The following is a 25,289-nucleotide window of genomic DNA, read 5'->3' as shown; positions in this document are numbered from 1 at the left end:
ATTCTCAACCCTTACTGGCTGTATTGGCTGATATATCCGGCGTTGCCACGACAATGGCCCCAGGGTGGACTTTCTGGAGACCACTGACAATGACACGCTCACCGTTCTTCAAACCTTCGGTAATCAGCCAGCGATCGCCAATGGCCTGCGCCGCAACCACGGTGCGTGACTCAACCTGGTTTTTTTCATTGACGACAAGCACGGTGGCATCACCGCGAGGTGTACGAGTAACGCCCTGCTGCGGAACCAGAATGGCATCAGGCTGCAGACCCTCGTCGATGCGAGCGCGTACGAACATACCTGGCAGTAACATGTGCTGAGGGTTTGGGAAGATCGCCCGAAGGGTGATAGAGCCAGTGCTTTCGTCTACCGTCACATCAGAAAATTGCAGCGTGCCTTTCAGCGGATAGGGCTGCCCGTTTTCCATTAGCAGTTCAACGGTACTGGTGCTTTCCCCTTTTTGCAGGCTCGACTGCTTCAGATGCATAAAATCCGTACTGGATTGTGTTACATCGACATATATTGGATCTAGCTGTTGTACGGTTGCCAGTGCCGTAGCCTGCCCGTTCGTGACCAACGCCCCTTCGGTGACACTGGATTTTCCAATACGTCCGTCGATAGGGGAGGTGACTTTGGTATAGGCAAGGTTGATTCGCGCACTTTCCACACCGGCCTGTGCGGCGATGACACCCGCCTCCGCTTGTTGAGCGGTCGCAACGGCCTGATCGTACTCTTGCTTACTGACATACTGCGTACCCACAAGAGGGATATAACGTTTCACCGTCAGGTGGGCAATATTCGCTGCCGCCTGGGCTTTCACCAGTTCACCTTTTGCGCTGTCATAGGCCGCTTGGTATGTTGCAGGGTCAATTTGATAAAGGGATTCACCTGCTTTCACATCACTCCCTTCCGTAAAATTGCGGCGCAGAACGATTCCGTTAACCTGAGGACGCACTTCTGCTACGCGAAAAGCATCTGTTCTGCCGGGTAATTCTGTTGTCACCGCCAGTGGTGCACTTTTCACTATGTGGACTGTGACCTGAGGAGCCTGGGCATGTTGTTGCTGGTTTTCCTGTCCATCGCATCCGCTGAGTAGCGCGGCACAGACAATAAAACCGGATAAGGGTAAGAGCCTGAAATGAATTGTCATTACTGTTCCTTTAAATACCAATTAACCGATAATTGCCGTGAATCGGTGAGAAATTGATGAGCAAGAAGACCAAAAAGTGCCGCGTATAATAATGAGAGTATTTAATATTCTTTAATTTATAAGTGCGGAGGTAAGGTCAGTGCATAAAAATCAGAATCAAGCCCAGTATAATCAGCAACACAATTCTGGCAAAGTAACGGCGCAAATGTGTTTTTAGTAACGTAATTTATTTGTTTGGTGAATTTGATTTGCATAATTATTTGTCGTTATTATGAATATGACCGCTGACTTTTTTTGTACATCATTAATTCTGATTATGGTGAATACTTCTTATAAAACCATTTCGGTGATTCCAGGTAGTGTCACAATCCTATGAGTAGTGAGTAACAATTTATGGTGCGCAGGAAGAAAGAAGAGGCACAACAGACTCGGCAGTCGTTGATTGAAGCGGCTATTGGACAATTTGCTACGCGAGGGGTGGCAAATACGACGCTTACAGATATTGCTGATGCCGCGAACGTAACACGTGGTGCGGTATACTGGCACTTTTCCAGTAAAGCAGAGATATTTAATGCAATATGGGAACAGCAAATGCCACTACGTGACATGATTAGCGATCGTTTGTTACTTTCGGCAGGAGATGATCCCTTATTAATGCTTCGTGAGCAATTTATAACGGCATTGCAATATATCGCTCATGAACCACGGCAGTGTGCACTTTTACAAATTCTGTATCATAAGTGTGAATTTAATAATGATATGGTTTCAGAGTGTGAAATTCGGAAACGTATTGGTATTAGTGATGATTATCTTCGTAAAACACTCGAGTTGTGCATTTCAAAAAAAGTTATCTCATCACACGTGAACATTGATCTTGCGTTGATCGTCTTTCATGGATTCTTTAGCGGATTAATTAAAAACTGGTTAATGAATCGCGACAGTTTTAACCTTTACCAGCAGGCTCCTGCATTGGTGGATAACATCCTGACGACACTGCATATTACGCGAATGCCGTATGTGACTTATGATGCCGCGTCATAACGGCATGTCATGTTTATATGCCGGTATTTCTCCGCGAAGGCAAAGCTCTTCGACGGTTTGAGCAGTAACCGGTTTGCCTAACAGATATCCTTGCAGTGTATTACAACCCAACTCAGTGAGAAATTCCTGCTGTGCTTCGGTTTCAACCCCCTCAGCAACCACTTTCAGATTTAACGTTTTTGCCAGCGCGACAATAGCTGAGACAATTGTGGCATCATCGCTTTCTCCGCTTAACTCCTTAACAAAAGCACGATCGATTTTGAGTTCGCAGGCAGGGAGTCGTTTGAGATACAACAAACTGGAATACCCCGTACCAAAGTCATCGATTGACGCTTTCACGCCTGCATCAGTCAGTTCAGTGAGGACGCGTACGCTTTCATCAGGATTGCTCATCGCTGTGGTTTCAGTCACTTCAAGGATCAGCATTTCGGGTGGCACATTGTGGCGTGCCAGGCAGTCAAGAACTGACTTAACCAGCGACGGTTGCTCGAACTGCAATGTTGATAAGTTGACGGCCATTGACCAGTCATGATGCCCCTGAATATGCCATTCACGTAGCTGGCGGCAGGCTTCATTTATCACCCAGTTACCGATAGGAATGATCAGCCCTGTTTTTTCAGCCAGGGGCAGGAACATATCCGGAGTGAGTAAACCTTGTTTTGGATGCTGCCAGCGAAGCAGTGCTTCGAAACCGAGAATCGGGCCTGCTGGTGCGTGGAATTTCGGCTGATAGAGCAGACGTAATTCATTACGATCAATCGCCAGCCACAGATCATTCATTAACTGTAAATGTGTCTGCGCCAGTGTGTTCATCGAGGGCTGGAAAAAGTGATAGCCGTTTCGGCCCATATGTTTGGTGTGATACATCGCAGCATCTGCGTTAAACATCAGTTCACGATCGTTCTGACCATCATGAGGGTAGAGTGCGATGCCGATACTGAGGGTGACGACCAGTTCATAAGGATCCAGATTGAAGGGACTATCAATCGCACGTACCAGCGAGTTTGCCAGCGAGGCGGCATCATCAGGGCCTCCAATTTCGGCCAACATAACGAACTCATCGCCACCGATACGTGCAAGGGTGTATTGGCCTTTCAAGGGCTGTAATAAGCGCTGAGTCACAGCGACTAACAACTTATCCCCGACGTCATGCCCATAGGCATCGTTGATCGTTTTGAAGCCATCAAGATCCATAAACATCAGGGCGAAATGTGTCCCTTCACGATCAGCCTTGCTGATGGCCTGATCGAGTCGGTCTTCCAGCAGAATCCGGTTTGGCAGCCGGGTCAGGGTATCGTGTAGCGCCAGTTGTGCCAGCTCGCGGTTGGCCTCAGCGAGAGAAGAGGCCAGCAAAGAGGTTCTCGCCTGCAGGCGGGCATCCAGCATAGAGACGAGCAACGTAATACCCAGAATGGACAGTGCAACGACGCTCACCAGCACAGCCAGCCAACTGCCGTTAATACCATCGTGATGCATCATGGTGGCGGTCGGGAACTGTGCGGCCTTCATGCCTGCGTAGTGCATACCCGCAATGGCTATCCCCATTGTGATAGCCGCACCCAGACGCATCAGTGCTACCTGAGCGGCTTCATGCCGCAGGCGAAATGTCAGCCATAGTGCAGCAAGTGAGGCAGCGAGAGCAATCAGCACGGAAATAGCCACCCAGGTTTTATCCCATACAATCCCTGGAGTGGTTTCCAGCGCGGCCATACCGGTGTAATGCATGGCGACGATACCCATTCCCATCACCAGTGCGCCGGGCAGAAGCCGGCGCAAACGAAGCTTCTCACAACTGACGAGCCAAAGCGCAAACAATGACGAACCAATAGCAATCGCCATTGAGAGTAGAGTCAGTCCAGGGCTATAGCTCATGCTCATAGACAACTCCATTGCCAGCATGCCGATGAAATGCATCGCCCACACACCGATCCCCATGGCAACGCCACCTCCAGCTAGCCAGATGCGAGCAGAAACGCCCTGGCTTCCGGCAACGCGTGCAGCCATGTTCAGTGCTGTATAGGCAGCAAGGATAGCGACGACAAAGGAGAGGACGACGAGGATTTGGTTGTATTGGCTAACCAGCATGGTGTGTTCAACTCATTCTCAGTGCAGCATGATGCAATGGCCGATGGGAAGGGCTGAGACATTATCATCGTCACGATATGACGAAAAGGGATTTAAGTCCCTGTTTTTATCAAGGAGATAGGAGGATCTTCGTGCGATTTTTGGGTCAATCGAGATCTGAGCAATTTACCAGTTTGAGAGGATTCACGGAGTTCATGTTGCGGCACTTATCCGTCTCGGTGGAAAGCAGTTCAATCCACTGCATCAGTAGTGCGTCAAAAATAAAAACCGACACAGCAAACACAACCAGCCACCAGTATTTACGTATCATTGCGCCATTCCAGGAGAAGAGAATCAGTAGAGTGGTGGAAATATACACGAAAAGCAGAGGTTTAAAAGCGAGAGCAAAGAAGGTTTACAAACCCTTGACGCTACGCGTTGAAGGCAATAAAAAAGGCGCTTCCCCATGCCGAGTAGCGCCTTTTTAAACAAGCATTTCGCTAATCGAAATTAGTTCATGCCGTATTTTTTCAGTTTCTTACGCAGAGTACCACGGTTGATACCCATCATCAGCGCAGCGCGGGTTTGGTTACCGCGGGTGTATTGCATCACCATGTCCAACAGTGGCTGTTCAACTTCAGCCAATACCAGCTCATACAGGTCATTAACATCCTGACCATTCAGTTGAGCAAAATAGTTCTTCAGTGCCTGTTTAACCGAGTCACGCAGGGGCTTTTGAGTTACCTGGTCCTGAGAGTTAACGGTGGAAACGGTCAGTACGTCAGAATTTACGCGTTGTTCGAACATAGTTCTGTCAGCTCTTTATTTCATTACGCAAGATTTTCGAAGTATGCCTCCAACGCCTCCAGCTGTACGCTGGCATCCTCTATGGCGTTGAATGTGCGCCGAAACTGGTCATTTGGAGCGTGCTCCTGGAGATACCAAGAGACGTGTTTACGCGCAATTCGGTACCCTTTTGCCTGACCATAAAAGTCATGCAATTCCCGAACGTGCGAACAAAGCAAGCGCTTAACCTCTGCCAGTGGCAGAGGGGCAAGCAGCTCCCCAGTGTCCAGATAATGCTGGATTTCCCGAAAGATCCAGGGTCTTCCCTGAGCTGCACGTCCTATCATCAGAGCATCAGCTCCCGTATAGTCGAGCACAGCTCTGGCTTTAAGCGGGTCAGTAATGTCACCATTCGCGATAACCGGAATGGAAACTTTCTGCTTAACTACCCGAATGCTGTCGTATTCAGCTTCACCATTGAACAAACAGGCGCGAGTGCGTCCATGAATGGTCAGGGCCTGAATGCCACAGTCTTCGGCCAGTTGGGCAATCTCTACACAGTTACGGTGTTCCGGCGACCAACCCGTGCGAATCTTCAACGTAACAGGAACGTCCACCGCACTCACAACCGCCGTCAGGATAGATTTCACCTGGTCGGGGTATTGCAGAAGGGCTGAACCTGCAAGCTTGCGATTCACTTTCTTGGCCGGGCAACCCATATTGATATCAATAATTTGGGCACCACTTTCCACGTTGATACGCGCGGCATCTGCCATTTCTTCAGGTACGCTTCCGGCAATTTGCACGGTACGAATACCTGGTTCATCAATGTGCACCATCCGCAGACGGGATTTATCGCTTTCCCACACCTGTGGGTTAGACGACATCATCTCGGAAACGGTTAACCCGGCTCCCATCTCGTAGCACAACGTCCTGAACGGCCGGTCGGTAATACCTGCCATAGGCGCTGCGATCAGGCGATTTCTGAGCTGGTGGTGTCCGATGCGCATGAGTTAAGAAATGACCATACTGTGACTGCAAGGCGGCGTATATTACGCATTTTTCGCACGAGATGAAAGGCCAAACTTTGAACAATCCACTGTTGTAGATCATGGAATAGCCGCTCAGCGTGCATTGAGGAAATTATTAATGATTTAAATCATTATGTTATGTGTTTATGGTTATTTTGTGGACGCTTACAAATTCCCGTAACTTCTCATCATTTCTGAATAAATGAATCACTTGTTCGGGATAATCTGCTGTTTTTAGCAGCAGATTATCGGCCTTCTTTGCGATCTGTATCGCATTTTAGAACATGATCATTCTGCATGAGGTGAGGTTATTTTGAACGGTTCGTACGGGTTAAGACGGCGTGACCGCTGTGGTCACGCCAGAGAATTTACTTCTTACGACCCGTGATGCGACACCACTCTTCCTTCTCGACGACGGGATCAAGCGCAAAGAGATCGGCATAAGCGTCACAGACACTCTCGGCCTGACTGGCCAGGATTCCAGAAAGACCCAGTAAACCGCCTTCAACGGGCAGTACGCTGATTAATGGTGCGAGTTCACGTAATGGGCCAGCCAGGATGTTAGCGACCACGACGTCGGCTTTCATGACCTCTGGCTGAGCATCGGGCAGATACAGCTCAAGACGATCGGAGACACCGTTACGTTGGGCATTATCACGGCTGGCCTGAATGGCTTGTGGATCGATATCGATCCCGATGGCTTTGGATGCCCCCAGCTTCAGTGCCGCAATGGCGAGGATCCCTGAGCCGCAACCAAAGTCGATCACCGTTTTACCTTCCAGATCCAGGCCATCCAGCCACTGTAGACACAGTGAGGTCGTTGGGTGCGTACCCGTACCAAACGCCAGACCAGGGTCAAGCATTACATTGACCGCGTTTTCATCTGGCACGTCGCGCCAGCTTGGGCAGATCCACAGGCGCTTACCGAATTGCATCGGATGGAAGTTGTCCATCCACTCGCGTTCCCAGTCTTTGTCTTCCAGTTGCTCAATTTTATGTGCAAACCCGACGCCCAGCAGAGGATGATTCTCCAGAATCGCCACCACTTCTTTCATGTCGGTTTCTGCATCAAACAGGCCGATAACATCAGTATCGCCCCACAGGCGCGTTTCACCTGGCAGAGGCTCAAACACCGGGGTGTCATGTGTGTCCTGGAAGGTGATAGAAACCGAACCCGCTTCCATCAATGCATCACTCAGGTCTTCGGCGTTTGCGCCGGTTGTATTCAGTTTTAATTGGATCCACGGCATGGCAAAACTCTTTATTTATCAGTAGAAATTACAGCGGCCTGCGGGACGGGCTGACCGAAACGGTTCCCCACCACAAACGCCAGCAAACTTAACAGTAACGAAGGCACTATCGGATGGAAGCCCAGATACTGAATTTTAAATGTCGCAAGAAGGGCGTAAAGCACACCGCCTACAATCATACCGCTCAATGCGCCAGCGGCGTTTGCACGCTCCCAGTACAGCCCAAGCACCAGCGGCCACAGGAACACGGCCTCCAGGCCGCCAAAGGCGAGCAGGTTTAGCCAGATGATCATCTCTGGTGGACGCCAGGCCGCGAGCATCATCAGTACGCCCAGGATTAGCGTGGTCCACGTTGAGATTCGCTTCAGGCGATGCTCATTGTGTAGTTTAGTCGGCTGCGAGCTGAGCCACAGATCTTTGACGAGTGTGGCTGAGGCCTGCAATAAATGCGCATTGACGTTCGACATAATGGCCGCCATTGGCGCAGCAAGGAACAAGCCCGCTGCCCACGGTGGGAGCACCTGAACCATCAACGTGGGGATCACCTGATCCGGAACGGTGAGATGCGGCAACACGGCGCGACCCAGTGCACCAGCCAGATGCATCCCCAGCATTAACAGCGACACCACAATGGTCCCGATGATGATGCCCCGATGGACGGCTTTACTGTCTTTATAGGAAATACAGCGCACGGCAGTGTGGGGTAAACCAATGACGCCAAAACAGACCAGCACCCAGAATGAGGTCATAAAGGTTGGCGTAAGGATGTCATCAGCCCCGTGAGGGCTCACCAGTTTTGGATCGATCTGCTCCAGCGTTTGTACCGCATTATGCAGGCCACCCGCAGCGTAAATAACGCCGACTAACAAAACCAGCGTGCCGATCAGCATCACCATGCCTTGCATCGTGTCATTCAGGACGCTGGCGCGAAATCCTCCAAACGCGGTGTAGAGCGCAATAGTGATCCCGAAAATGAGCAGTCCGGTTTCATATTTAATACCGGCCGCGGTTTCCAGCAAACGTGCACCGCCAATAAACTGAACGGCAATTGCCCCGACAAACGCAACCAGCAGACTGACGCTGGCGATCCAGACGACGGCACGATTCTGATAGCGCGCTTGCAGCATGTCATTGAGCGTGATGGCGTTATAACGCCTGGCGAGTATGGCAAACTTTTTGCCCAGAATACCGAGTGACAGCCAGATCGTAGGAACCTGGATCATCGCCAGCAATACCCAGCCCAGACCATATTTATAGGCAGCACCCGGCCCACCAATGAACGAGCTGGCGCTGATGTACGTTGCTGTGAGCGTCATTGCCAGGACGAAACCGCCCATTGAACGGCTTCCCAGGAAATACTCACTGAGGAAAGAGCCGGTGCTACGTTTGCGCATGGCATAAGCTGAAAGGCCAAACACGATGATCAGGTAGATCACCAGCACGGCGATAATTTCAGTTTGCATCGTTATCCTCCAGCGAAATATCCCGGAAGACAAATCGAACCATGAGCCAGCACAGCAGAATAAAAACCAGTGGCATTAGCAGGCAGGCCATTTCGAACCAGTGTGGCAAGCCAGTAAAACCGGTCGATGAATCTGGTAAGTAAGCAGTCACTAACCATGCGATAAGATAAAGAAGGGTCAGCCACAGCGCCCAGCGCGCTTCTTTATGGGCCTGAACAAAACGCGTGTCCATTTTTTGTCCCTTGTGGATGAAGAAAGCGGGGATTGTACATTATGGGGGTTTACGATCCCCAGAAATAAAAAAGGCCGGAATATCCGGCCTTTTAACGTTAATGCACGATTACTTTTCCTGAAGCCCGAGTTTCTTCTCCAGATAGTGGATGTTAGTTCCACCATGCTGGAAGTGCTCGTCATTCATGATGCGAACCTGCAGGTCAACGTTGGTTTTAATGCCATCGATGATCAGTTCTTGCAGGGCGTTCTTCATGCGGGCAATTGCCACATCACGGGTTTCGCCGTAGCAAATCAGTTTGCCGATCATTGAGTCATAGTACGGCGGTACGGTATAGCCCGCGTAGATATGAGATTCCCAACGTACACCAAAGCCACCCGGCGCGTGGAAACGCGTAATTTTACCCGGGCTTGGCAGGAAGGTGTTCGGGTCTTCGGCATTGATACGGCATTCTACCGCATGGCCTTTAACCTGAACTTCTTCCTGTTTGATGGACAGAGGTTGACCCGCTGCAATACGCAGCTGTTCTTTGATCAGGTCTACGCCGGTGATCATTTCAGTAACCGGGTGTTCTACCTGGATACGGGTGTTCATCTCAATGAAATAGAACTCGCCGTTTTCGAACAGGAATTCGAACGTACCAGCACCGCGATAGCCGATGTCAACGCACGCTTTAGAGCAACGTTCACCGATATAGCGGCGCAATTCTGGCGTGATGCCTGGCGCAGGTGCTTCTTCGACCACTTTCTGGTGACGACGCTGCATAGAGCAGTCACGTTCTGCCAGATAAATAGCGTTACCCTGACCGTCAGCCAGCACCTGAATTTCGATGTGACGTGGGTTTTCCAGGTATTTTTCCATGTAAACCATGTCGTTGCTGAAAGCGGCTTTCGCTTCAGCTTTGGTCATGGAGATGGATTGCGCCAGTTCGGTATCGCTACGCACAACGCGCATACCACGACCGCCGCCGCCGCCGGACGCTTTGATGATAACCGGGTAGCCAATGCGTTTAGCATGAGCACGGTTAGCATCCATATCGTCGGTCAGAGGGCCGTCTGAACCCGGTACAGTTGGGACGCCTGCTTTCTTCATTGCGGTGATTGCAGACACTTTATCGCCCATCAGGCGGATAGTGTCAGCTTTCGGGCCGATGAAGATGAAGCCAGAGCGTTCAACTTGTTCAGCAAAGTTGGCATTCTCAGAAAGGAAGCCATAACCCGGATGAATTGCCACCGCGCCGGTGATTTCAGCGGCGCTGATGATAGCCGGGATATTCAGATAGCTTTTTACGGATGGAGCCGGGCCAATACAGACCGTCTCATCCGCCAGCAATACGTGTTTTAAATCGCGATCCGCGCTTGAGTGCACAGCGACGGTCTTAATGCCCAGTTCTTTACAGGCACGAAGGATACGCAGAGCAATCTCGCCACGGTTGGCGATAACAATTTTATCCAGCATGTTCGCCTCGTTACTCGATGACGACCAGCGGCTCGTCAAATTCAACCGGCTGACCACTTTCGACCAGAATCGCTTTCACAGTGCCTGACTTGTCAGCTTCGATCTGGTTCATCATTTTCATGGCTTCAACGATGCACAGGGTATCGCCTACGTTGACTTTCTGACCGATTTCGATGAACGCTTTAGCGTCCGGGCTCGGGGTGCGGTAGAAAGTACCAACCATCGGGGAACGTACGATGTGACCACTGATTTCTGCGGCTGCTGCAACCGGTGCTTCTGCTGCCGGGGCAACGGCGTTAGACAGGGCTGGTTGCTGCTGCATCATCGGTGCAGCATAAGCCTGCTGCATAACCGGGAAGCTAGCGGCAGGGGCTGCGCGACTGATGCGTACAGACTCTTCGCCTTCAGAAATTTCCAGTTCGGAGATGCCTGATTCTTCAACCAGCTCGATCAGTTTTTTAATCTTACGAATATCCATGAGTGGGTTCCGTACTCTTGTTTAGTGTGATTGTGACAAGCGTTTGACCGCTGTCTGTAAAGCGTATGAATAACCGTCCGCGCCAAGCCCGCAGATAACGCCTGTAGCAATATCAGACAGATACGAATGGTGGCGGAACGGCTCCCGCGCATGCACATTGCTCAGGTGGATCTCGATAAACGGGATACTCACCGCCAGCAAGGCGTCACGGATAGCGACACTGGTGTGCGTAAACGCGGCCGGATTGATCAGGATATAGTCCACATTGTCTTTAGCCTGATGAATACGGTCGATGATTGCGTACTCCGCATTTGACTGAAAATGATCCAAATCCACATTCAGCGAAGCTGCTTCCGTACTCAGACGGTTAACAATTTCACTAAGCGTCAGCGTGCCGTACTTCTCTGGCTCGCGGGTTCCGAGCATGTTGAGGTTCGGTCCGTTCAAAACTAAGATATGGAACTTGTCAGCCATTGTGCTGCTATCTCCTGCGATTCTCCGGTAAAAAACAAAATATACCTTCGATGCGCGATTGTCACCTTTTCAGAGGCTGAAAACCCCTGTCAGGAAAACCAAGGTCGCACATTATAACGATTTCGTAGCATTTGGCAGCTAAATACTGGTCTTATCAGGGAAGATTATCAACCGCTATCCGAAAAAGAGTCGCGGTGGATAAGTAATCTGCGGGAAAACGCACAGTTTCGTTAACTATCTCCACCACTGGCGGAACTTCTTGTAACGCCAGACTAAAAGCATCAAAGCCAGCAGGGCGTAGATGATCGGCTGTGGAGATAAGATCTTCACCGACCACAGGTAATGTACAGGTGCGAGGATCGCGACAAGATAGACGAAATTATGTAACAGTTGCCAGCGTCTGCCCAGTTTTCGCTGCGCGTACTGCGTCGACGTCAGCGTCAGCGCCAGTAAGATGAACCAACTAATGATGCCCAGAGTCAGGTAAGGGCGTGTAGCCAGTTCGCGGCTCAGCAAGGCCAGATTGTTAATACCCAGCTCCAGCAATGCATAACTGGTGAGGTGTATTGTCGCCCAAGCAAAGCACCATAACCCTAACAGCCGACGGGTTCGTATCAATAGTGGCTGTTTAGCGTAGCGCGCTAAAGGTGAAATCAGCAAGGTCGCCAGTAAAAATTTCAGAGCCATCCTACCGGTAAAGTGCTGAATGTCTTTGGCCGGGTCGGCACTGAAATAGCCGTGACTGGCTGCCCAAAACAGCCAGATAAAAGGAAGCAAACCGGCTAAATGCAATAGCACTTTCAGCCAGACGATCTGTTTTACGGTCAGTCGCACTTAAAAGTTCTCCCGTAAATTAAGCCCACGATAAAGGGAGGCAACTTCCTCCGCATAGCCATTAAACAGCAGAGTGGGTTGACGTTTTACGTCGAGTGCGCCGCCTGATCCAATAAACCGCTCCGTCGCTTGCGACCAGCGAGGATGATCAACATGTGGGTTTACGTTGGCGAAAAAACCGTACTCGTCAGGAGCGGCGAGATTCCAGGTTGTCGGTGGACGTTCACGGGTCAGCTTGATGCTGACGATAGATTTTATGCCTTTAAAGCCGTATTTCCACGGGACAGTTAAGCGAATCGGCGCGCCGTTTTGCGGCGGAAGCGCTTTACCGTATACGCCAACGGTAAGCAGGGTCAGTGGATGCATCGCCTCGTCGAGTCGCAATCCTTCCACATAAGGATATTCAAGACCACCGCCGATAAAGCGATCCTTTTGTCCCGGCATTTCCTCTGGCGAATAGCGAGTCTGGAAAGAGACATATTTAGCATCACTGGTGGGCTCCACCATAGCCAGCAATTTATGTAGCGGGAAACCCACCCAGGGAACCACCATCGACCATGCCTCTACACAGCGCATACGATAAATTCGCTCTTCCAGCGGGAAGCGAGTGGTGAGTTCGTGGTGATCCAGCGTCAGCGGTTTTGCCACCTCCCCATCAATTTTAAGCGTCCAGGGATCGGTTTTCATTCCACCAGCGTTGGCGGCAGGGTCGGCCTTATCAAGGCCAAACTCGTAGAAATTGTTGTAGCCAGTAACTTTGTCTTCTGGTGTCAGTGCGAGGTTATTTTGCCATTGTTCCGGTTTCGTGAACGTCAATGGCTGGCCGGAAGGGGCTTTAGGACGATCGTTACCTTTAAACCAGTCAAGCAGATTGGCGTGGGCGGCAGGTGAAAGGGTTAAAGCCGTGGCACTGATGCCCAGCATTTTCAGGATCTGGCGGCGCTGTAACATAAAGACAGATTCGGACGTTACGTCGGCTTCCGTCAGTTTTCTGGTTTTCATGGCATCCTCCGTCATGCGTTTTTCTAAGCATGACGGAGGAGAAGGGTTAGCGCGAATATGTCACGAAAATTTGAAGATTAGGCAATCTTCACCAGGGCGCGGCCCTGGAACGTGTTATTTATGATCTTATTAGCGTATTCCGGAGCCTGGCTCAGGCTGATTTCGGTGGCACTCTGAGCATAAAACGCATCCGGTAAATCTCGTTCCAGACGAGCCCAGGCCTCTGCACGACGTGCCGCAGGAGTCATGACGGAATCGACACCCTGCAAACGTACGTTGCGCAGAATAAATGGCATCACCGTTGTGGGCAGAGCAAATCCACCGGCCAGACCACAGGCTGCCACGCAGCCACCGTAGTTCATCTGCGCCAGCACTTTGGCGAGGACCTTGTCTCCAACGGTATCGACAGCACCAGCCCAAACTTGTTTTTCCAGCGGGCGAGTTTCAGCAAACTCTTCACGGCTCAAAATACGGTTTGCACCGAGTCGGCGCAGATAATCATGGGTGCTTTCACGACCAGAAACTGCCGCGATCTGGTAACCCAGTTTATGTAACAGGGCAACGGCGGTACTGCCCACGCCGCCACTCGCGCCTGTGACCACGATTTCGCCTGATTCAGGACGAATACCGGCCTCTTCCAGCGCCATGACACACAGCATTGCGGTAAATCCTGCAGTGCCAATGATCATCGCTTTGCGGCCATCCAGGCCTGCCGGCATCGGAACCAACCAGTCACCTTTGACACGTGCCTGAGCGGCCAGCCCACCCCAGTGGTTTTCGCCAACTCCCCATCCGGTGAGCAGAACGTGCTGTCCGGCATGGAAGCGTGGATCTTCGCTGGTATGCACACGACCGGCGAAATCGATACCAGGAATCATCGGGAAATTGCGGATGATTTTACCTTTGCCTGTGATGGCCAGTGCGTCTTTATAATTCAGACTGGACCAGTCGATGTCGACGGTAACGTCGCCTTCTGGCAGACGATTTCCCTCAATGGTTTGCACCGAGGCAAGCGTTTTGCCTTCTTGCTGTTCTAAGATCAAAGCCTGCATACAGGGTCCTCACTTCGCATGATGATTGGAAAATAATTTCTGAAGACTATACTCGCTCAGTGAAACACGATGCCGATTTAACGCAATAAATTGCCAGATACACCAGGTTTGGTAGTATGCCGCACCTGTAATGAAAGTTAGTGCTCACTAGCTATCCCCATCAACCCACGGAGTAATCTCAAGGATGCGATTAACGACGAAGTTTTCAGCTTTTATCACGTTGCTGACGGGGCTTACTATATTCGTTACCCTGATTGGGTGTTCCCTGAGTTTTTATAACGCGATTCAGGACAAACTGGTCAATCGGGTTCAGTCAGTGGCATCGGTTATCGATACCCGGCTTATCACCACATCATTTCCTGCGCTGTCGCGCGAGTTGGATGAATTGATGGTCCCTGTCGATATTGTCCAGGTCGACATTAAACAAGGGCAACATACGGTCTTCAGCCATATGCGCCAGGGCAGTTATCGCCCCGCCGGGACGTTAATTCAATACCGTGAAGTGACTGTGCATTCACTCAAAAATCCCGGCATGACCCTGCGCATGGTTTACCAGGACCCGATGGCGAATTATTTCCATTCGTTGATGACCACTGCGCCACTTACCGTCTCTGTTGCTTTTATTGTGTTGCTGATTTTCCTTGCCGTTCGTTGGCTGCGTCGTCAGCTTGCGGGCCAGGAGTTACTGGAAACACGTTCTGTGCGGATCTTAAACGGTGAGCGCGGCCCTCAGGTGCGGGGCTCCGTTTATGAATGGCCATCGCGGACCAGCAGCGCACTGGATATGCTCCTTTCTGAAATCCAGTTCGCCAGCGATCAGCGTAGTCGGATGGATACACTGATTCGTTCGTATGCCGCACAAGATAATAAAACGGGCCTCAACAACCGTCTCTTCTTTGATAACCAACTCGCTACGCTATTGGACGATCCGGAAAAGGTTGGGACTCATGGTGTGGTCATGATGATTCGCCTGCCTGATTTTGATCTGCTGCGTGACTCCTGGGGGCGTAAGGCGGCGGAAGACAATCTTTTCACGCTGATTAACCTGCTTTCAACTTTCATTATGCGTTATCCCGGCTCATTACTTGCCCGTTATCACCGAAGTGATTTTGCCGTGTTGTTACCCCACCGCACGCTGAAAGAGTCTGAAAGTATTGCCAACCAGCTTTTGAAGGCTGTTGATGCGCTTCCCCCAAGTAAAATGCTCGACCGGGACGATATGGTACACATTGGCATCTGCGCCTGGCGTGATGGCCAGGCAACAGAGCAGGTGATGGAACATGCCGAAGCAGCAACGCGTAACGCGGTGTTGCAGGGAGCAAATGGCTGGGCGGTTTACGATGATTCGCTGCCAGAAAAAGGGCGTGGTAATGTACGCTGGAGAACGTTGATTGAGCAGATGTTGAGCCGTGGCGGGCCTCGGATTTACCAAAAACCGGCGGTATTGAAAAATGGTCAAGTCCATCATCGCGAATTAATGTGCCGTATTTTTGATGGGACCGAAGAGGTAATTTCTGCGGAATATCTGCCTATGGTCCTGCAATTCGGTCTGTCAGAAGAGTACGATCGTCAGCAAATTACACGCCTTATTCCATTTTTATCGTTTTGGCCTGAGGAAAATCTGGCATTACAGGTTACTGTAGAGTCGCTTATTCGCCCGCGTTTTCAGCGTTGGCTGCGCGATGTATTAATGCAATGCGAAAAATCGCAACGTAAGCGCATTATTTTTGAACTTGCAGAGGCGGATGTTTGTCAACACATCAGCCGTTTACGACCGGTGGTGCGTTTGATGAATGCGCTGGGTGCTCGCGTTGCGGTGACTCAGGCGGGTTTGACACTGGTCAGTACCAGTTGGATCAAGGAGCTGGATGTCGAATTATTGAAACTACATCCAGGGCTGGTAAGGAATATCGAAAAACGCACGGAAAATCAGCTGCTGGTTCAGAGCCTGGTCGAAGCGTGCAAGGGAACGCGAACGCAAGTATTTGCCACGGGTGTGCGCTCACGGAGCGAATGGCAGATGTTGACAGAGCGCGGTGTGGCGGGTGGTCAGGGCGATTTTTTTGCCTCCTCTCAGCCGCTTGACACCAATGTGAAAAAATATTTGCAAAGATACTCTGTTTGACCTGCCGTTTAATTTGTTTTCACGTAGAATATCGCGCCTGTAGCTTTGAGTATGTCGAGCAAAACGCCAGTGAACGACCTTTAACTGGTTACAAATGAAAGTGAGGGACGCACTCTTTACTCAGCCCTGATGGATTCAGGGGATGAATTTGTAACAAAGGAAACGTACTGCACTAATTTTCACCGTAGCAGACGATTTTTGCGCCTTGTCGCTGCTGCGTGTGGTTGGTAAAGTAAGCGGATTTTGTTTTCCGCCCCAGCTTTCAGGATTATCCCTTAGTATGTTGAAAAAATTTCGTGGCATGTTTTCCAATGACCTGTCCATTGACCTGGGTACCGCGAATACCCTTATTTATGTAAAAGGACAAGGCATCGTATTGAATGAGCCTTCCGTTGTGGCCATTCGTCAGGATCGTGCAGGCTCGCCAAAAAGCGTGGCCGCAGTAGGTCATGACGCGAAGCAGATGCTGGGTCGTACCCCAGGCAACATCGCCGCGATCCGCCCAATGAAAGACGGTGTTATCGCTGACTTCTTCGTGACTGAAAAAATGCTGCAGCACTTTATCAAGCAGGTTCACAGCAACAGCTTCATGCGCCCAAGTCCGCGTGTGTTGGTGTGTGTACCGGTTGGTGCGACGCAGGTTGAACGTCGCGCAATCCGTGAATCCGCTCAGGGCGCAGGCGCTCGTGAAGTGTTCCTGATTGAAGAGCCGATGGCTGCCGCTATTGGTGCAGGTCTGCCAGTGTCAGAAGCAACCGGTTCTATGGTGGTTGATATTGGTGGTGGTACGACGGAAGTAGCCGTTATCTCCCTGAACGGCGTAGTTTACTCCTCTTCTGTGCGTATCGGCGGTGACCGCTTTGATGAAGCCATTATTAATTATGTGCGCCGTAACTACGGCTCTCTGATCGGTGAAGCCACCGCAGAGCGTATCAAGCACGAAATCGGTTCTGCTTACCCAGGTGATGAAGTGCGCGAAATCGAAGTTCGCGGTCGTAACCTGGCTGAAGGTGTTCCGCGCGGCTTTACTCTCAACTCCAACGAAATCCTGGAAGCGCTGCAAGAGCCGCTGACCGGTATCGTAAGCGCGGTGATGGTTGCGCTGGAACAGTGCCCGCCGGAGCTGGCTTCTGATATCTCCGAACGCGGCATGGTTCTGACTGGTGGTGGTGCGCTGTTGCGTAACCTCGACCGCCTGTTAATGGAAGAGACAGGTATTCCTGTCGTAGTTGCAGAAGATCCACTGACTTGCGTCGCCCGTGGTGGTGGCAAGGCGCTGGAAATGATCGACATGCACGGCGGCGACTTGTTCAGCGAAGAGTAGTCGGTAGAGAAAGGGTAGCAGATAGCTACCCTTTCTCTCTGACGCGAGAATACGCATAGCCTATGAAGCCAATTTTTAGCCGTGGCCCGTCGCTACAGTTTCGCCTTATTCTGGCGGTGCTGGTGGCGCTTGGTGTCATTATTGCCGATAGCCGCCTCGGTACGTTCAGCCAGATCAGAACGTACATGGATACCGCCGTCAGTCCTTTCTACTTTGTATCAAATGGTCCTCGTGAATTACTCGACACCGTTTCCCAAACCTTGTCTTCACGCGATCAACTCGAACTCGAAAACCGGGCTTTGCGTCAGGAACTGCTGTTGAAAAACAGTGAGCTGCTGATGCTGGGTCAATATAAGCAGGAAAACGCGCGTCTGCGTGAACTGCTTGGCTCGCCGTTACGTCAGGATGAGCAGAAAATGGTCACACAGGTGATCTCCACCGTTAACGATCCGTATAGCGATCAGGTGGTGATCGACAAAGGTAGCGTAAACGGTGTTTACGAAGGCCAGCCGGTGATCAGCGATAAAGGTGTGGTCGGCCAGGTGGTTGCTGTCGCTAAATTGACCAGCCGTGTCCTGTTGATTTGCGATGCAACTCATGCCCTGCCTATTCAGGTGCTGCGTAACGATATTCGCGTGATTGCCGCGGGTAATGGTTGTACTGACGATCTGCAACTGGAACACTTGCCAGCCAATACCGATATTCGTGTCGGTGACGTGCTGGTGACATCAGGCCTGGGTGGACGTTTCCCTGAAGGCTACCCTGTTGCGGTTGTCTCATCCGTTAAGCTGGATACGCAACGCGCTTATACTGTTATTCAGGCTCGTCCAACGGCGGGTTTACAGCGTCTGCGTTACCTGTTGCTGCTCTGGGGCGCCGATCGTAACGGAACCAACCCAATGACACCGGAAGATGTCCACCGTGTTGCGAATGAACGCCTAATGCAAATGATGCCTCAGGTTCTGCCGCCGCCGAATACGATGGGGCCGCCAGCGCCTGTGCCAGCACCTGCAACGGGTTTAACACAACCGACTTCGGATGCACCGCCACCGCCGCGACTCTCTCAGGGAGGGCAGTAGTGGCAAGTTATCGTAGCCAGGGACGTTGGGTTATTTGGCTCTCGTTTCTTATTGCACTGTTGCTGCAAATTATGCCCTGGCCGGACGACATTCTCGTTTTCCGGCCAAATTGGGTATTGCTCATTCTGTTGTACTGGATCCTCGCCCTGCCGCACCGCGTAAATGTCGGAACAGGTTTTGTGATGGGTGCCATACTGGATCTCATTAGTGGCTCTACGCTTGGCGTCCGCGCTTTATCCATGAGCATTATTGCGTATCTCGTCGCGCTAAAATTCCAGCTCTTTCGTAATCTCGCGCTCTGGCAACAGGCGCTGGTGGTGATGCTGTTGTCGCTTGCTGCGGATATTGTTGTTTTCTGGGCAGAGTTTTTAGTGATCAACGTCTCTTTCCGACCGGAAGTGTTCTGGAGTAGTGTAGTAAACGGTGTGCTCTGGCCATGGCTGTTCCTGCTGATGCGTAAAATTCGCCAGCAGTTTGCGGTGCAATAAGGTGCAATAAGGTGCAATAAAAGGTTTCTATGACATCTCTCTATCTTGCCTCCGGTTCACCGCGTCGTCAGGAGTTGCTCACTCAATTGGGCGTCATCTTTGAACGTATCGTCACGGGTATCGAAGAAAAACGTGCTGAGGGCGAAAGCGCTCAGCAGTACGTTTCCCGTCTGGCGCGGGAAAAAGCGCAGTCTGGTGTGGCGCAAACGCCACGCGATTTGCCGGTGTTGGGGGCGGATACCATCGTGATTCTTAACGGTGAGGTGCTGGAGAAACCACGCGACGCAGAACATGCGGCGCATATGTTGCGCAAAATGTCCGGACAAACGCATCAGGTGATGACGGCGGTGGCGCTGGCTGATAGTCAGAATGTACTGGATTGCCTGGTCATTACGGATGTCACGTTTAGAGTGCTTACCGACGAAGAGATCGCCGCTTATATCGCCAGCGGTGAACCTATGGATAAAGCAGGTGCATACGGTATTCAGGGGCTGGGTGGCTGTTTTGTCAGGAAGATTAATGGCAGCTATCACGCCGTAGTCGGCTTACCGCTGGTGGAAACGTATGAGTTGCTGAGCAATTTTAACTCACTGCGTGAGGGAAGGGATAATTATGACGGCTGAATTGTTGGTAAACGTAACACCATCGGAAACCCGTGTGGCCTATATTGACGGTGGCATTCTCCAGGAAATCCATATTGAGCGTGAAGCACGACGCGGAATAGTAGGCAATATCTACAAAGGTCGTGTCAGTCGTGTACTACCGGGTATGCAGGCGGCTTTTGTAGATATTGGACTCGACAAGGCGGCATTCCTGCACGCCTCCGACATTATGCCGCATACCGAGTGTGTCGCAGGTGAAGAACAAAAACAGTTCGCCGTTCGCGATATCTCTGAACTGGTCCGTCAGGGTCAGGATCTGATGGTGCAAGTGGTGAAAGATCCACTGGGCACAAAAGGCGCGCGTTTAACGACCGATATTACACTTCCTTCCCGCTATCTGGTCTTCATGCCAGGTGCATCCCATGTTGGTGTCTCACAGCGTATTGAGAGCGAAACCGAGCGTGAACGCCTGAAAAAAGTGGTGAGCGCGTACTGCGATGAGCAAGGCGGATTTATTATCCGTACCGCCGCAGAGGGAATCAGCGAAGATGATCTTGCCTCTGACGCCGCTTACCTGAAGCGTGTCTGGACCAAAGTGATGGAGCGCAAAAAGCGCAACCAGACCCGTTATCAACTGTATGGTGAACTCGCGCTTGCGCAGCGTGTATTACGGGACTTTGCCGACGCACAGCTCGACAGGATCCGTGTCGACTCGCGCCTGACGTATGAAGCCCTGCTGGAATTCACGGCGGAATACATTCCTGAAATGCCGGGTCTGCTGGAACATTACGCCGGCCGTCAGCCAATCTTCGATCTCTATGATGTTGAAAACGAGATCCAGCGTGCGCTGGAGCGCAAAGTTGAGCTGAAATCCGGTGGCTATCTGATTATCGATCAAACCGAAGCGATGACCACCGTGGATATCAACACCGGAGCATTTGTTGGCCATCGCAATCTGGATGACACGATTTTTAATACCAATATTGAAGCGACACAGGCTATCGCACGTCAGCTTCGTCTGCGCAATCTTGGCGGCATCATCATTATCGACTTCATTGATATGAACAATGAAGATCACCGTCGTCGCGTGCTGCATTCCCTGGAACAGGCGCTGAGTAAAGACCGCGTCAAAACCAGTATCAACGGTTTCTCTCAACTGGGTTTGGTTGAGATGACGCGCAAACGCACTCGTGAAAGCGTGGAACATGTGCTGTGCAATGAATGTCCAACTTGCCACGGGCGCGGTACGGTAAAGACGGTCGAGACGGTGTGCTACGAAATCATGCGTGAAGTGGTCCGCGTGCATCATGCTTACGACTCTGACCGTTTTCTGGTCTATGCTTCCCCTGCGGTGGCTGAGGCTCTGAAAGGAGAAGAGTCGCACGCGCTGGCGGAAGTGGAAATCTTTGTCGGCAAACAGGTAAAAGTACAAATCGAACCGCTCTACAACCAGGAGCAGTTCGACGTAGTGATGATGTAAGACGCAGCGAGCTGCGAGACCAGAACGGCTGACAAGGAGAGATGGGTGAGGCGATTGCCGGGGATTTTACTGCTTACAGGGGCAACGCTTGTCGTGATTGTCGCGTTGCTCGTAAGCGGGCTGCGTCTCGTGTTACCTCATCTGGATAGCTGGCGTCCGCAGGTGTTGGCGAAAATCGAATCCGCCACTGGTGTGCCGGTGGATGTGAGCCAGATTACCGCGAACTGGCAAAATTTTGGTCCTACCCTTGATGTACGGGATATCAATGCCAGCCTGAAAGATGGCGGCTACCTGAAAATCAAACGTGTAACTCTGGCGCTGGATGTCTGGCAAAGTTTGCTGCATCTGCGCTGGCAGTTTCGCGATCTCACCTTTTACCAGCTGCATTTTCTGACCAACTCTCCTTTGCGTAGTGGTGACAGCAGCCAGGGGATTGAAACCAACCGTATCAGCGATCTCTTCTTGCGTCAGTTTGATCATTTTGATCTGCGCGATAGCGAGGTGAGCTTTATTACCCTCTCAGGGCAGCGGGCCGAACTGGCTATCCCGCAACTTACCTGGCTTAACGGTAAAGACCGACACCGCGCTGAAGGACAAGTCAACCTTTCCAGTCTAAACGGGCAGCATGGTGTAATGCAGGTTCGTATGGATCTGCGTGACGATAATGGCCTGCTGAATAATGGCAAAGTATGGCTGCAGGCTGACGATGTCGATGTAAAACCGTGGTTGGGAGACTGGTTGCAGAAAAATATGCAACTGGAAACGGCGCGTTTCAGCCTTGAAGGCTGGATGACGTTAACGAAAGGCGAATTTGCCAGCGGTGATATCTGGCTGAAACAGGGGGGCGCGAGCTGGAAAGGTGAAAAACAGCAACACCAACTTTCCGTCGATAACCTCACTGCGCACGTTACCAAAGCAAAAGAGGGCTGGCAGTTCGCTATCCCGGACACGCGCATCACGATGGACAGCAAACCCTGGCCGCGCGGCGCGCTGACGATGGCATGGCTCCCAGAGCAAGATGTTGGCGGCGCTAATGGTAAACGCAGTGATGAGTTGCGTATTCGAGCCAGTAACCTGGACCTGGCTGCGGTGGAAGGGTTGCGTTCAATGGCGGCGAAACTCTCCCCTGATCTGGGGGAGATCTGGCTGGCAACGCAACCGAGCGGCCAAATAGAGTCGCTGGCGCTGGACATTCCACTACAGGCGACAGAAAAAACCCGCTTCCAGGCGTCCTGGAAAGATCTCGCCTGGAAGCAGTGGAAATTACTGCCGGGTGCAGAACATTTTAGCGGCAAGCTTGAGGGGAGCGTTGAAGACGGCAGGCTGACGGCAGAAATGGTCGATGCCAAAATGCCTTACGAAACGGTTTTCCGTGCCCCGCTTGAAATCGAGAAAGGAACGGCCACGCTCAACTGGCAGAGTAACGAAAAGGGCTTTCAACTTGATGGCCGTCATATTGACGTCAAAGCCAGAGCCGTACATGCGCGAGGGGATTTCCGCTATTTGCAACCAGAGGGTGAAGAGCCATGGTTGGGGATCCTCGCAGGAATTAGCACCGATGATGGCTCTCAGGCCTGGCGTTACTTCCCGGAAAATCTGATGGGGAAAGCGCTGGTGGATTACCTGAGCGGTGCAATCCAGGGCGGCCAGGCGGATAACGCTACGCTGGTTTACGGCGGCAACCCACATCTGTTCCCTTATAAACACAATGAAGGCCAGTTCCAGGTTCTTGTTCCCCTGCGCAATGCAACCTTTGCCTTCCAGCCAGACTGGCCCGCGCTGAAAAATCTGGATATCGAGCTTAACTTTCTCAATGACGGATTGTGGATGAAGACAGACAGCGTTGCGCTTGGTGGGGTTAACGCCAGCAACCTGACGGCGAACATTCCTGACTATTCAAAAGAGAAGTTGCTCATAGATGCGGACATTAACGGGCCGGGTAAAGCGGTCGGTCCATACTTTGAAGAAACACCACTGAAAGAGTCGCTGGCGGCCACGCTTCAGCAACTCCAGCTTGATGGCGACGTGAATGCTCGCTTACATCTTGATATTCCACTTGATGGCGAAATGACGACCGCTAAAGGTGATGTCAGACTCAGCAACAACAGCCTGTATATTAAGCCGCTCTCCAGTACGCTGAAAAATCTGAGCGGGCAGTTCAGCTTTGTGAACGGCAATCTCAAGAGCGAGCCGCTGAAAGCTAACTGGTTTAATCAGCTCGTCAATATCGACTTTTCGACCACTGAAGGTGAAAAAGCCTATCAGGTGGCAGTTAATATGGATGCCAACTGGAACCCGTCGCGAATGGACGTGTTACCTAAGCCAATTGCTGAAGCCATCGGTGGCGGAGTGTCCTGGAATGGCAAGGTTGCGATAGACCTGCCTTATCATGCCAGCGCCCAGTATAAAGTTGATATCACTGGTGATTTGAAAAACATCAGTAGCAGTTTACCCGCACCGCTGGATAAGAAATCCGGGCAGTCGCTCCCGGTGAAGATCAATGTTGATGGCAATCTTAATAGCTTTGAATTAACGGGTAATGCGGGTAGCACGAACCACTTTAACAGCCGCTGGTTGCTGACGCATAAGCTGACGCTCGATAAAGCTATCTGGACAACGGATAGCCGTACAATACCGCCTCTGCCGCCGCAGGCGGGTATTGAGCTGAATTTGCCGCCGATGGACGGCGCGCAATGGCTGGCATTGTTCCAGACAGGCGTAGGGCAGAATGTTGATGATACCGTGCAGTTCCCACAGACGATCACCATGCGTACGCCAGCGCTGACGCTGGGTGGTCAGCAGTGGAATAATTTGAGTATTGTTTCGCAGCCCACGGTAGCCGGGCCAAAGGTTGAAGCGCAGGGCAGGGAAATCAACGGTACGCTGACCATGCGTAATAATGCGCCGTGGCAAGCTGCGATACGCTATCTCTATTACAACCCGGCGAGTACGTCCGGAAAGGAACTCGCGGGAAATGGCTCACCTTTTAGTCGCTCGACTCGTGTGAATTTCAGTGGCTGGCCTGACTTACAACTGCGCTGTGCGGAATGCTGGTTGTGGGGGCAAAAATATGGGCGTATCGATGGTGATCTGGCGGTTAAGGGTAATACGCTGACGCTTGCTGGCGGGCTGGTTGATACCGGATTTGGGCGTCTGACGGCCGAGGGCGAATGGGTCAATAACCCTGGTGAGCAACGCACCTCGCTGAAAGGGGACATTAAGGGAAATAAACTGGATGCTGCGACCGGTTTCTTTGGTGTCTCAACGCCAATTCAGGGCTCCTCTTTCGACGTTAATTACGATCTCCACTGGCGTGATGCCCCGTGGCAGCCGGATGAAGCCTCGCTTAACGGGATACTGAAAACCCGGCTTGGTAAGGGCGAGATTGCAGATTTGAGCACCGGGCATGCCGGGCAGCTGTTACGTTTGCTCAGCGTTGATGCGCTGATGCGCAAATTGCGTTTTGATTTTAGCGATACCTTTAATGAAGGTTTCTACTTTGACTCCATTCGCAGTACGGCCTGGATCAAAGACGGGGTACTGCACACGGACGATACGCTGGTAGATGGCCTGGAGGCGGATATTGCCATGAAAGGCTCGGTGGATCTCGTGCGCCGCCAGCTTGATATGGAAGCGGTCGTTGCGCCGGAGATTTCGGCAACCGTCGGCGTTGCAGCTGCTTTTGCGGTGAACCCGATAGTCGGGGCAGCGGTCTTTGCCGCAAGTAAGGTTCTGGGGCCGTTGTGGAGTAAAGTCTCAATTCTGCGTTACCGCATTACAGGCCCGGTTGACAAGCCGCAGATTAATGAGGTGCTGCGTCAGCCACGCAAAGATGCACAGCAATGATTTGACGCGGGCTAATAATTGCCTCACTCT

General features: G+C 51.5%; 22 protein-coding genes. 8 read left to right on the top strand and 14 right to left on the bottom strand.

All coding sequences use genetic code 11. From position 1 onward, the window contains the following. Nucleotides 1-4 precede the first annotated feature (4 nt). The gene (locus HV346_RS20705) at nt 5-1,150 is read right to left on the bottom strand and encodes an efflux RND transporter periplasmic adaptor subunit (protein ID WP_181621037.1); all 1,146 of its coding nucleotides are present in this window, start codon (nt 1,148-1,150) and stop codon (nt 5-7) included. Between the two features lie 393 nt (nt 1,151-1,543). Here HV346_RS20705 and envR point away from each other — a divergent pair, with 393 nt between their 5' ends. Then, the gene (envR, locus tag HV346_RS20700; protein ID WP_181621035.1) at nt 1,544-2,191 is read left to right on the top strand and encodes an acrEF/envCD operon transcriptional regulator; all 648 of its coding nucleotides are present in this window, start codon (nt 1,544-1,546) and stop codon (nt 2,189-2,191) included. Here envR and HV346_RS20695 read toward each other — a convergent pair. From HV346_RS20695 to HV346_RS20635, 13 genes are all read right to left on the bottom strand, one after another. Next, nucleotides 2,186-4,276 carry a bifunctional diguanylate cyclase/phosphodiesterase gene (locus tag HV346_RS20695; protein ID WP_181621033.1) on the bottom strand — a complete coding sequence of 697 codons (2,091 nt, stop codon included), beginning with the start codon at nt 4,274-4,276 and terminating at the stop codon, nt 2,186-2,188. The genes envR and HV346_RS20695 overlap by 6 nt on opposite strands. Nucleotides 4,277-4,421: 145 nt before the next feature. Next, nucleotides 4,422-4,586 carry a DUF2556 family protein gene (locus HV346_RS20690; RefSeq protein WP_181621031.1) on the bottom strand — a complete coding sequence of 55 codons (165 nt, stop codon included), beginning with the start codon at nt 4,584-4,586 and terminating at the stop codon, nt 4,422-4,424. Nucleotides 4,587-4,765: 179 nt separating this feature from the next. Further along, a complete protein-coding gene (fis, locus tag HV346_RS20685; RefSeq protein WP_000462905.1) occupies nt 4,766-5,062 on the bottom strand; it encodes a DNA-binding transcriptional regulator Fis in 297 nt (98 codons plus the stop codon). A gap of 23 nt (nt 5,063-5,085) precedes the next feature. Beyond that, complete coding sequence (gene dusB, locus HV346_RS20680; RefSeq protein WP_181621030.1) at nt 5,086-6,051, bottom strand: tRNA dihydrouridine synthase DusB; 966 nt, start codon at nt 6,049-6,051, stop codon at nt 5,086-5,088. 389 nt (nt 6,052-6,440) lie between these two features. Beyond that, entirely contained in the window at nt 6,441-7,322 is an 882-nt protein-coding gene (gene prmA / locus HV346_RS20675) for a 50S ribosomal protein L11 methyltransferase (RefSeq protein WP_181621028.1), read from the bottom strand. An 11-nt stretch (nt 7,323-7,333) separates the two neighbouring features. Next, on the bottom strand, nt 7,334-8,785 hold the full coding sequence (panF, locus tag HV346_RS20670; protein ID WP_181621026.1) for a sodium/pantothenate symporter: 1,452 nt from the start codon (nt 8,783-8,785) through the stop codon (nt 7,334-7,336). Next, nucleotides 8,775-9,017, bottom strand: coding sequence for a YhdT family protein (locus tag HV346_RS20665; RefSeq protein ID WP_181621025.1), 243 nt, complete (start codon nt 9,015-9,017; stop codon nt 8,775-8,777). Before HV346_RS20665 ends, panF begins: the two co-directional genes overlap by 11 nt. A 108-nt stretch (nt 9,018-9,125) precedes the next feature. After that, a complete protein-coding gene (gene accC, locus HV346_RS20660) occupies nt 9,126-10,475 on the bottom strand; it encodes an acetyl-CoA carboxylase biotin carboxylase subunit (RefSeq protein ID WP_181621023.1) in 1,350 nt (449 codons plus the stop codon). Between the two features lie 10 nt (nt 10,476-10,485). After that, nucleotides 10,486-10,953, bottom strand: coding sequence for an acetyl-CoA carboxylase biotin carboxyl carrier protein (gene accB, locus HV346_RS20655; protein WP_181621021.1), 468 nt, complete (start codon nt 10,951-10,953; stop codon nt 10,486-10,488). A 21-nt stretch (nt 10,954-10,974) separates the two neighbouring features. Then, on the bottom strand, nt 10,975-11,427 hold the full coding sequence (aroQ, locus tag HV346_RS20650) for a type II 3-dehydroquinate dehydratase (protein WP_181621020.1): 453 nt from the start codon (nt 11,425-11,427) through the stop codon (nt 10,975-10,977). Nucleotides 11,428-11,661: 234 nt separating this feature from the next. Continuing rightward, nucleotides 11,662-12,261, bottom strand: coding sequence for a protein-methionine-sulfoxide reductase heme-binding subunit MsrQ (gene msrQ / locus HV346_RS20645; RefSeq protein WP_181621018.1), 600 nt, complete (start codon nt 12,259-12,261; stop codon nt 11,662-11,664). Further along, nucleotides 12,262-13,263 (bottom strand): protein-methionine-sulfoxide reductase catalytic subunit MsrP, encoded by a 1,002-nt coding sequence (gene msrP / locus HV346_RS20640; protein ID WP_181621017.1) that lies wholly within the window; start codon nt 13,261-13,263, stop codon nt 12,262-12,264. Nucleotides 13,264-13,340: 77 nt separating this feature from the next. After that, nucleotides 13,341-14,315: an MDR family oxidoreductase gene (locus HV346_RS20635; protein WP_181621015.1), complete on the bottom strand. Its 975-nt coding sequence runs from the start codon at nt 14,313-14,315 to the stop codon at nt 13,341-13,343. 184 nt (nt 14,316-14,499) lie between these two features. Between HV346_RS20635 and csrD the strand changes: the two genes are divergently transcribed. The 7 genes from csrD (at nt 14,500) to yhdP (ending at nt 25,259) form a co-directional block, all read left to right on the top strand. Further along, nucleotides 14,500-16,440 (top strand): RNase E specificity factor CsrD, encoded by a 1,941-nt coding sequence (gene csrD / locus HV346_RS20630; RefSeq protein WP_181621013.1) that lies wholly within the window; start codon nt 14,500-14,502, stop codon nt 16,438-16,440. A gap of 280 nt (nt 16,441-16,720) precedes the next feature. Beyond that, the gene (gene mreB / locus HV346_RS20625; protein WP_000913396.1) at nt 16,721-17,764 is read left to right on the top strand and encodes a rod shape-determining protein MreB; all 1,044 of its coding nucleotides are present in this window, start codon (nt 16,721-16,723) and stop codon (nt 17,762-17,764) included. Between the two features lie 62 nt (nt 17,765-17,826). Continuing rightward, nucleotides 17,827-18,843, top strand: a complete 1,017-nt coding sequence (mreC, locus tag HV346_RS20620; RefSeq protein WP_181621012.1) for a rod shape-determining protein MreC — start codon at nt 17,827-17,829, stop codon at nt 18,841-18,843. Then, the gene (gene mreD, locus HV346_RS20615; RefSeq protein ID WP_010436160.1) at nt 18,843-19,331 is read left to right on the top strand and encodes a rod shape-determining protein MreD; all 489 of its coding nucleotides are present in this window, start codon (nt 18,843-18,845) and stop codon (nt 19,329-19,331) included. The genes mreC and mreD overlap by 1 nt, the downstream gene beginning before the upstream one ends. A 29-nt stretch (nt 19,332-19,360) precedes the next feature. Then, nucleotides 19,361-19,954 (top strand): nucleoside triphosphate pyrophosphatase, encoded by a 594-nt coding sequence (locus tag HV346_RS20610; RefSeq protein ID WP_181621011.1) that lies wholly within the window; start codon nt 19,361-19,363, stop codon nt 19,952-19,954. Next, a complete protein-coding gene (rng, locus tag HV346_RS20605; protein ID WP_181621010.1) occupies nt 19,944-21,413 on the top strand; it encodes a ribonuclease G in 1,470 nt (489 codons plus the stop codon). The genes HV346_RS20610 and rng overlap by 11 nt, the downstream gene beginning before the upstream one ends. 45 nt (nt 21,414-21,458) lie before the next feature. Beyond that, a complete protein-coding gene (gene yhdP, locus HV346_RS20600) occupies nt 21,459-25,259 on the top strand; it encodes an AsmA2 domain-containing protein YhdP (RefSeq protein WP_181621009.1) in 3,801 nt (1,266 codons plus the stop codon). The last annotated feature ends 30 nt before the right edge of the window (nt 25,260-25,289 follow it).

This window comes from Enterobacter sp. RHBSTW-00994, from assembly GCF_013782625.1.
In the GTDB taxonomy this organism is placed as follows: domain Bacteria; phylum Pseudomonadota; class Gammaproteobacteria; order Enterobacterales; family Enterobacteriaceae; genus Enterobacter.
The sequence above is the reverse complement of the archived record's forward strand: the minus strand, read 5'-3'. Positions and strand labels throughout refer to the sequence as shown.

What these genes read in the sequence shown, in the direction of transcription:
- dusB (WP_181621030.1), bottom strand. Translation starts at nt 6,051, where the DNA reads ATGCGCATCGGACACCACCAGCTCAGAAATCGCCTGATCGCAGCGCCT.
- HV346_RS20610 (WP_181621011.1), top strand. Translation starts at nt 19,361, where the DNA reads ATGACATCTCTCTATCTTGCCTCCGGTTCACCGCGTCGTCAGGAGTTG.
- prmA (WP_181621028.1), bottom strand. Translation starts at nt 7,322, where the DNA reads ATGCCGTGGATCCAATTAAAACTGAATACAACCGGCGCAAACGCCGAA.
- panF (WP_181621026.1), bottom strand. Translation starts at nt 8,785, where the DNA reads ATGCAAACTGAAATTATCGCCGTGCTGGTGATCTACCTGATCATCGTG.
- msrP (WP_181621017.1), bottom strand. Translation starts at nt 13,263, where the DNA reads ATGAAAACCAGAAAACTGACGGAAGCCGACGTAACGTCCGAATCTGTC.
- aroQ (WP_181621020.1), bottom strand. Translation starts at nt 11,427, where the DNA reads ATGGCTGACAAGTTCCATATCTTAGTTTTGAACGGACCGAACCTCAAC.
- csrD (WP_181621013.1), top strand. Translation starts at nt 14,500, where the DNA reads ATGCGATTAACGACGAAGTTTTCAGCTTTTATCACGTTGCTGACGGGG.
- rng (WP_181621010.1), top strand. Translation starts at nt 19,944, where the DNA reads ATGACGGCTGAATTGTTGGTAAACGTAACACCATCGGAAACCCGTGTG.
- HV346_RS20695 (WP_181621033.1), bottom strand. Translation starts at nt 4,276, where the DNA reads ATGCTGGTTAGCCAATACAACCAAATCCTCGTCGTCCTCTCCTTTGTC.
- fis (WP_000462905.1), bottom strand. Translation starts at nt 5,062, where the DNA reads ATGTTCGAACAACGCGTAAATTCTGACGTACTGACCGTTTCCACCGTT.
- HV346_RS20705 (WP_181621037.1), bottom strand. Translation starts at nt 1,150, where the DNA reads ATGACAATTCATTTCAGGCTCTTACCCTTATCCGGTTTTATTGTCTGT.
- accB (WP_181621021.1), bottom strand. Translation starts at nt 10,953, where the DNA reads ATGGATATTCGTAAGATTAAAAAACTGATCGAGCTGGTTGAAGAATCA.
- HV346_RS20665 (WP_181621025.1), bottom strand. Translation starts at nt 9,017, where the DNA reads ATGGACACGCGTTTTGTTCAGGCCCATAAAGAAGCGCGCTGGGCGCTG.
- mreB (WP_000913396.1), top strand. Translation starts at nt 16,721, where the DNA reads ATGTTGAAAAAATTTCGTGGCATGTTTTCCAATGACCTGTCCATTGAC.
- envR (WP_181621035.1), top strand. Translation starts at nt 1,544, where the DNA reads ATGGTGCGCAGGAAGAAAGAAGAGGCACAACAGACTCGGCAGTCGTTG.
- accC (WP_181621023.1), bottom strand. Translation starts at nt 10,475, where the DNA reads ATGCTGGATAAAATTGTTATCGCCAACCGTGGCGAGATTGCTCTGCGT.
- mreC (WP_181621012.1), top strand. Translation starts at nt 17,827, where the DNA reads ATGAAGCCAATTTTTAGCCGTGGCCCGTCGCTACAGTTTCGCCTTATT.
- HV346_RS20635 (WP_181621015.1), bottom strand. Translation starts at nt 14,315, where the DNA reads ATGCAGGCTTTGATCTTAGAACAGCAAGAAGGCAAAACGCTTGCCTCG.
- HV346_RS20690 (WP_181621031.1), bottom strand. Translation starts at nt 4,586, where the DNA reads ATGATACGTAAATACTGGTGGCTGGTTGTGTTTGCTGTGTCGGTTTTT.